Origin of the sequence: Streptomyces sp. NPDC058307 (assembly GCF_042880295.1) — a bacterium.
GTDB lineage: Bacteria > Actinomycetota > Actinomycetes > Streptomycetales > Streptomycetaceae > Streptomyces.
In genome coordinates this window covers 23,201-28,918 of sequence record NZ_JBHVYZ010000034.1, presented here as the reverse complement: position 1 = coordinate 28,918, position 5,718 = coordinate 23,201, and the positions used below count along the sequence as shown (strand labels likewise).

Here is a 5,718-nt window from a genome sequence, read left to right as displayed (position 1 = left end):
GCGCCTGCGCTTCCCGCTCGAAGTCTTCGACGCCGTCAGGGGAGTGTGGCCACAGGAACGGCCCATGACCGTCCGCATCTCCGCCACCGACTGGGCCGAGGGCGGCAATACGGCCGAGGACGCCGTCGAGATCGCCCGCGCCTTCGCCGCGCACGGCGCCGACGCGATCGACGTGTCGACCGGCCAGGTCGTGGCCGAGGAGCACCCCGAGTACGGACGCTCCTACCAGACGCCGTACGCCGACCGGATCCGCCACGAGACCGGCGTCCCGGTGATCGCGGTCGGCGCGATCTCCTCGTGGGACGACGTCAACTCACTGATCCTGGCCGGGCGTACGGATCTGTGCGCGCTGGCCCGCCCCCATCTCTACGACCCCCACTGGACCCTCCACGCGGCCGCCGAGCAGGGGTACGACGGTCCCGGCGTCGCCTGGCCGGACCCGTACCGCGCCGGCAGCCGGCGGCCGCAGACCGGCCGCGCGGACGCCCCGAAGCCCCGGCTCACGCTGGGGACTTGAGGGGCTGTCCTGCTCGGCGTACCGCGCGACTGCGACGGGCCCGGGATCACAGACCGGCGAACGTGGCCCCCGCGTCCCGCAGCCGTTCGTGCAGGCCCCGGAACACCGCCGCCGCCCGCCCGCCCGGCCAGTCCTCGGGGAGCAGGGCGGCGGGCAGGCCGGGGTCGGCGTAGGGGAGGTGGCGCCAGGAGTCGAGGGCGAGGAGGTAGTCGCGGTAGGCGTCCTCGGGCGGGGTGTCGGCCCGCTCCTCCCACTCGTGCAGCACGCGCGCGTGGCGGTCGAGGAAGGCCTCGTGCTCCTTGGCGATCGCGGCCAGGTCCCACCACCGGGAGACCGCCTCCACGGTCGCCGCGAAACCGAGATGCTCGCCGCGGAAGAAGTCCACGTACGGATCGAGCCGCAGCCGCTGGAGCGTGTGCCGGGCCTCCTCGTACAGCCGCGCGGGGGCGATCCACACCCCGGGGGCCGCCGTGCCGAAGCCGAGTCCGGCCAGTCGTGAGCGCAGCACATGCCGCTTCTGGCGCTCCGACTCGGGCACCGAGAACACGGCGAGCACCCAGCCCTCGTCCTCGGGCGGGGTCACCGCGTAGATGCGCCGGTCGCCGTCGTCGAGCAGCTGGCGGGCGTCCGGGGACAGCGCGTAGCCGGCGGCGCCCTGTGCCGTGCGGGCCGGCAGCAGCAGCCCGCGCCGCTTGAGGCGGGACACCGACGACCGTACGGAGGGGGCGTCCACGCCGACCGCGGCCAGCAGCCGGATCAGCTCGGCGACGGGCACGGGGCCCGGCATGAAGCGGCCGTAGGCTCCGTAGAGCGTGACGATGAGAGACCGTGGTGCATGCTGGTCGGACACGTTGATCATCTTAGGTCGTGTGGATCACTGCTGGTCACCACCGGTGCGTAGCCTGAACCGCTGGAGCTTGCCGGTCGCCGTGCGCGGCAGCGCGTCCAGGAAGACGATCTCGCGCGGGCATTTGTAGGGCGCCAGTTCACCCTTGACGAAGGTGCGCAGCGCGTCGGCATCACGTTCGGCACCCTCCTTCAGGACCGCGAAGGCGACGACGATCTGACCACGCGCCTCGTCGGCCCGCCCCACGACCGCCGCCTCGACCACGTCAGGATGCCGCAGCAGTGCGTCCTCCACCTCCGGTCCGGCGATGTTGTACCCCGCGGAGATGATCATGTCGTCCGCGCGGGCCACATAGCGGAAGTACCCGTCGCTGTCCCGGATGTATGTGTCGCCGGTGATGTTCCAGCCGTCCCGCACGTACTCGCGCTGCCGGGGATCCGCGAGATAACGACAGCCGACGGGGCCGCGCACGGCGAGCAGTCCGGGCTCGCCGTCCGGCTTCTCGTGACCTCTCTCGTCGACCACGCGCGCGTGCCATCCGGGTACCGGCACCCCGGTCGTCCCCGGCCGGATGTCCTCGTCGGCCGCGGAGATGAAGATGTGCAGCAGTTCGGTGGCGCCGATGCCGTTGACGATCCGCAGCCCGGTCCGCTCCCGCCAGGCCCGCCAGGTGGCCGCGGGCAGGTTCTCACCGGCGGAGACACAGCGGCGCAGGGACGAGACGTCGTACGCGTCGAGCCCGTCGAGCATGGCGCGGTAGGCGGTGGGCGCGGTGAAGAGAACGGAGACCCGGTGCTCGGCGACGGCCGGCAGCAACTGCTGGGGCCCGGCCTGTTCGAGGAGGAGGGAGCTGGCGCCCGCGCGCATCGGGAAGACCACCAGGCCACCGAGCCCGAAGGTGAAACCGAGCGGCGGACTGCCCGCGAACACATCGTCCACATGGGGCCGCAGCACATGCCTGGAGAAGGTGTCGGCTATCGCGAGCACATCCCGGTGGAAGTGCATACAGCCCTTGGGGCGCCCGGTGGTCCCGGAGGTGAAGGCGATCAGCGCCACGTCGTCGGCCGCGGTCAGCACGGCGGGGTACGGCGTTCCGGGCGCCTCGCGGTTCAGCAGGTCGTCGGGGGCGTCGCCGCCGTACGTCGTGATCCTCAGGCCCGGTATCTCGGCCTTGGCGAGATCGTCGACGGCGCGTATGTCGCACAGGGCGTGCTCTATGCGCGCGATCTCGCACATCGTGGCCAGTTCGTGCGGCCGCTGCTGGGCCAGAACGGTGACGGCGACGGCGCCCGCCTTCAGCACCGCCAGCCAGCAGGCCGCGAGCCAGGGGGTGGTCGGGCCGCGCAGCAGGACACGGTTGCCGGGGACGACCCCGAGGTCACCGGTGAGCACATGCGCGAGCCGGTCGACACGGGCGCGCAGTGTGCCGTACGTCCATGTGGCCCCGGCCGGGGTGTGGAAGACCGGGCGGTCGTCGGGCGGGCCCGTCAGCAGCTCGGCGGCACAGTTCAGCTGATCGGGGTAGCTCAGCTCCGGCAGGTCGAAGCGGAGCTCCGGCCACTGGTCGGGGGGCGGGAGGTGGTCGCGCGCGAAGGTGTCGACGTGGGCCGAGACGTTCATGGCGGGTCGCCCCCTTGCCTTGTGGCCGTGTGGGCCGTGTGGGCCGCCTGGTGGGCGTCGATGGCGGGCTCGCACAAGGAGCGTATCGTGTCGGTGACGACAGTCAACGGCACGCGATACTGTCGTAGGGCCCTGTCGACGAGAGGGGACCGGCAATGCCCGCATTCTCGCTCGAACCGTCACAGACCGCCCGGTGTGCGGAGCTGCGTGCCCTCGCCGCCGAACGGCTGCGCCCGCTCGCGGAGAAGGGCGAGCCGGGCCATGTGAACCGTCCGCTGATCGTCGAGCTCGGTCAACTGGGCCTGCTGCAGCGTCTGTTCACCTCCGGGGCCCTCGATCTGTGCCTGATGCGGGAGTCCCTCGCGTACGCTTGCACCGAGGCGGAGACGGCCCTCGCCCTCCAGGGCCTCGGCGCCCATCCCGTCCACGCCCACGGCACCCCGGCCCAGCGGGGGCGCTGGCTGCCGGCGGTCGGCGAGGGCAGCGCGGTGGCCGCGTTCGCGCTGAGCGAGCCGGGGGCGGGGTCGGACGCGGCGGCGCTGTCCCTGTCCGCGGTCCCCGACGGCCCCTCCCGCTGGCGGCTGACCGGGGAGAAGTGCTGGATCTCCAACGCCCCCGAAGCCGACTTCTACACCGTCTTCGCCCGGACCACCCCCGGCGCCGGAGCCCGTGGAGTGACCGCCTTCCTCGTGCCCGCCGACCGTCCCGGCCTCACCGGCACCGCCCTGGACATGCTCTCCCCGCACCCCATCGGCGCCCTCGCCTTCGACGCCGTGCCGGTGAGCGCCGACGACGTCCTCGGTGAGATCGACCGCGGTTTCCGGGTCGCCATGGGAACCCTGAACCTCTTCCGGCCCAGCGTCGGCGCCTTCGCGGTCGGCATGGCGCAGGCGGCGCTCGACGCGACCCTCGCGCACACCTCCCGGCGGGAGGCCTTCGGCGGCCGGTTGAGGGACCTCCAGAGCGTCGCCCACACGGTCGCCGAGCTGGCCCTGCGCACGGACGCGGCCCGGCTCATGGTGTACGCGGCGGCGACGGCCTACGACGAAGGCGCCCCGGACGTGCCCAAGCGGGCGGCGATGGCGAAGCTGCTGGCCACCGAGACCGCGCAGTACGTCGTCGACACCGCGGTCCAGCTGCACGGCGCGCGTGCTCTCCAGCGCGGCCATCTGCTGGAGCACCTGTACCGGGAGGTGCGCGCCCCGCGCATCTACGAAGGGGCGAGCGAGGTGCAACGGGGCATCATCGCCAAGGAGTTGTACGCGAACCTGGAGGCCTCGTGAGCGCCGAGCGCATCAACCCGCCCGAACTCTCCCCGCCCACCGGCTTCTCGCACGCGGTCGTCGCCACCGGGTCCCGGGTGGTCTTCCTGGCGGGGCAGACGGCGCTCGACGCCGACGGCAAGGTGGTGGGCGACTCCCTGCCGGAGCAGTTCGAGAAGGCGCTCACCAATCTCCTGACCGCCCTCGCCGCCGCCGGCGGTACCCCGTCCGACCTCGCCCGGGTCACCGTCTACGCCACCGACATCACCGCCTACCGCACCCATGTCCGCGAACTCGGCCGTATCTGGCGGGAGTTGGCGGGTCGTGACTATCCCGCGATGGCTGTCGTCGAGGTCGTGCGGCTGTGGGACGACAAGGCGGCGGTGGAGCTCGACGGGTTTGCGGTACTGCCCTAGCGGCGCCGATCTTCTGCCGCGAGGCCGCAGTGTGCCGCCGTGTGCCGCCGACGATCAGGCGGCGACGGTCAGCTGTGCGGTCGGTACCCGGTGCGGGGCGACGATCCGGCCGTCGGGAAGCAGCTCGCCGGTGTCGTCGAAGACGATCGCGCCGTCGCACAGCAGATTCCAGCCCTGCTCGGGATGGGCGGCGACGATGTGCGCGGCGGTGTTGTCGGACGAAGCGCACGAAGACTGGTGAGAACACATGGCGCACCTCCACGTCGGTTGGACCGTCCCTGTGGGGGCCGTATCCGTATGGGTAGACCATGCTCCCGTCGCGAACTCATCGGAACGGTCCGACATGAAGCGTGACAACACGCGGACAACTCTCGGACGGTTCCACGACGCTCGGTGCGGACTCGCCACCGAAGGGGTGACGATCACGGGTGTCCGGGCGTGTACCCGGTAGCAGTGGAGGCCCTCACTCCACTCATCCGGGAGGTATCCCCCATGCCTGTTCGCCTCGCTCTCACCGCCGCCGCCGGTGCCGCGCTGTTCCTGCTGGCCGCTCCCGCGCTGCCCGCGAGCGCCGACCCGTACGAGACCGTCACCGTCGACCCCGTCGGCCGGATCGCCGAGGACGGAACCGTGACCCTGTCCGGCACCTACCGCTGTACCGGCGGTACGGGCCCCGTGTTCGTGAGCTCCTCCGTGGGCGCGCGCTCCTCGTCGGTGCGGCACGGCATCGGCGGGACCCGTGCGGTGTGCGACGGCGTGGAGCGCACCTGGAAGAACACGGGCAAGGTCACCTCGGGCGCGCTCGAACCGGGTGCGGCCCACGTCGAGGCCACCCTCATGGAGCTCAGCCTCCAGGGCGGCCTGCCGCTGCCCCGCTTCCACGCGGCCGAGCAGCGGGACATCACGCTGACGAAGGGCTGAGCGCGACCCGCGTGCGCGCCGCCTGACGGTCAGCGCACGAGGGTGATCTCCGGCGGCCACAGCACACCCTCTGCCAACAGCAGGGCGGGACCGAGGTGTTGAGGACACACGACCAGCGGTGGCCGGGCGTGGCGG

The 5,718-nt window shown here is 72.3% G+C and carries 6 protein-coding genes and 1 pseudogene; 4 read left to right on the top strand and 3 right to left on the bottom strand.

Annotation, left to right across the window (positions count from 1 at the left end):
• A pseudogene (locus tag ACFVYN_RS23715) lies at window positions 1-517 on the top strand (bifunctional salicylyl-CoA 5-hydroxylase/oxidoreductase); the annotation flags it as partial.
• A 46-nt stretch (window positions 518-563) separates the two neighbouring features.
• Here ACFVYN_RS23715 and ACFVYN_RS23710 read toward each other — a convergent pair.
• Window positions 564-1,376, bottom strand: coding sequence for a PaaX family transcriptional regulator C-terminal domain-containing protein (locus tag ACFVYN_RS23710; protein WP_390001587.1), 813 nt, complete (start codon window positions 1,374-1,376; stop codon window positions 564-566).
• Between the two features lie 15 nt (window positions 1,377-1,391).
• Complete coding sequence (locus ACFVYN_RS23705) at window positions 1,392-2,984, bottom strand: AMP-binding protein (protein ID WP_390001585.1); 1,593 nt, start codon at window positions 2,982-2,984, stop codon at window positions 1,392-1,394.
• 155 nt (window positions 2,985-3,139) lie between these two features.
• On the opposite strand from ACFVYN_RS23705, the gene ACFVYN_RS23700 reads away from it, so the two are divergent.
• Both ACFVYN_RS23700 and ACFVYN_RS23695 read left to right on the top strand, forming a co-directional pair.
• Window positions 3,140-4,267, top strand: a complete 1,128-nt coding sequence (locus ACFVYN_RS23700; protein WP_390001583.1) for an acyl-CoA dehydrogenase family protein — start codon at window positions 3,140-3,142, stop codon at window positions 4,265-4,267.
• Window positions 4,264-4,662 carry a RidA family protein gene (locus tag ACFVYN_RS23695; protein ID WP_390001581.1) on the top strand — a complete coding sequence of 133 codons (399 nt, stop codon included), beginning with the start codon at window positions 4,264-4,266 and terminating at the stop codon, window positions 4,660-4,662. The genes ACFVYN_RS23700 and ACFVYN_RS23695 overlap by 4 nt, the downstream gene beginning before the upstream one ends.
• Before the next feature lie 54 nt (window positions 4,663-4,716).
• Here ACFVYN_RS23695 and ACFVYN_RS23690 read toward each other — a convergent pair whose 3' ends face one another.
• Window positions 4,717-4,911, bottom strand: coding sequence for a DUF5999 family protein (locus ACFVYN_RS23690; protein WP_390001579.1), 195 nt, complete (start codon window positions 4,909-4,911; stop codon window positions 4,717-4,719).
• A 243-nt stretch (window positions 4,912-5,154) separates the two neighbouring features.
• Between ACFVYN_RS23690 and ACFVYN_RS23685 the strand changes: the two genes are divergently transcribed.
• Entirely contained in the window at window positions 5,155-5,583 is a 429-nt protein-coding gene (locus ACFVYN_RS23685) for a DUF6299 family protein (protein WP_390001577.1), read from the top strand.
• The last annotated feature ends 135 nt before the right edge of the window (window positions 5,584-5,718 follow it).

What these genes read in the sequence shown, in the direction of transcription:
- ACFVYN_RS23690 (WP_390001579.1), bottom strand. Translation starts at nt 4,911, where the DNA reads ATGTGTTCTCACCAGTCTTCGTGCGCTTCGTCCGACAACACCGCCGCG.
- ACFVYN_RS23710 (WP_390001587.1), bottom strand. Translation starts at nt 1,376, where the DNA reads ATGATCAACGTGTCCGACCAGCATGCACCACGGTCTCTCATCGTCACG.
- ACFVYN_RS23685 (WP_390001577.1), top strand. Translation starts at nt 5,155, where the DNA reads ATGCCTGTTCGCCTCGCTCTCACCGCCGCCGCCGGTGCCGCGCTGTTC.
- ACFVYN_RS23700 (WP_390001583.1), top strand. Translation starts at nt 3,140, where the DNA reads ATGCCCGCATTCTCGCTCGAACCGTCACAGACCGCCCGGTGTGCGGAG.
- ACFVYN_RS23705 (WP_390001585.1), bottom strand. Translation starts at nt 2,984, where the DNA reads ATGAACGTCTCGGCCCACGTCGACACCTTCGCGCGCGACCACCTCCCG.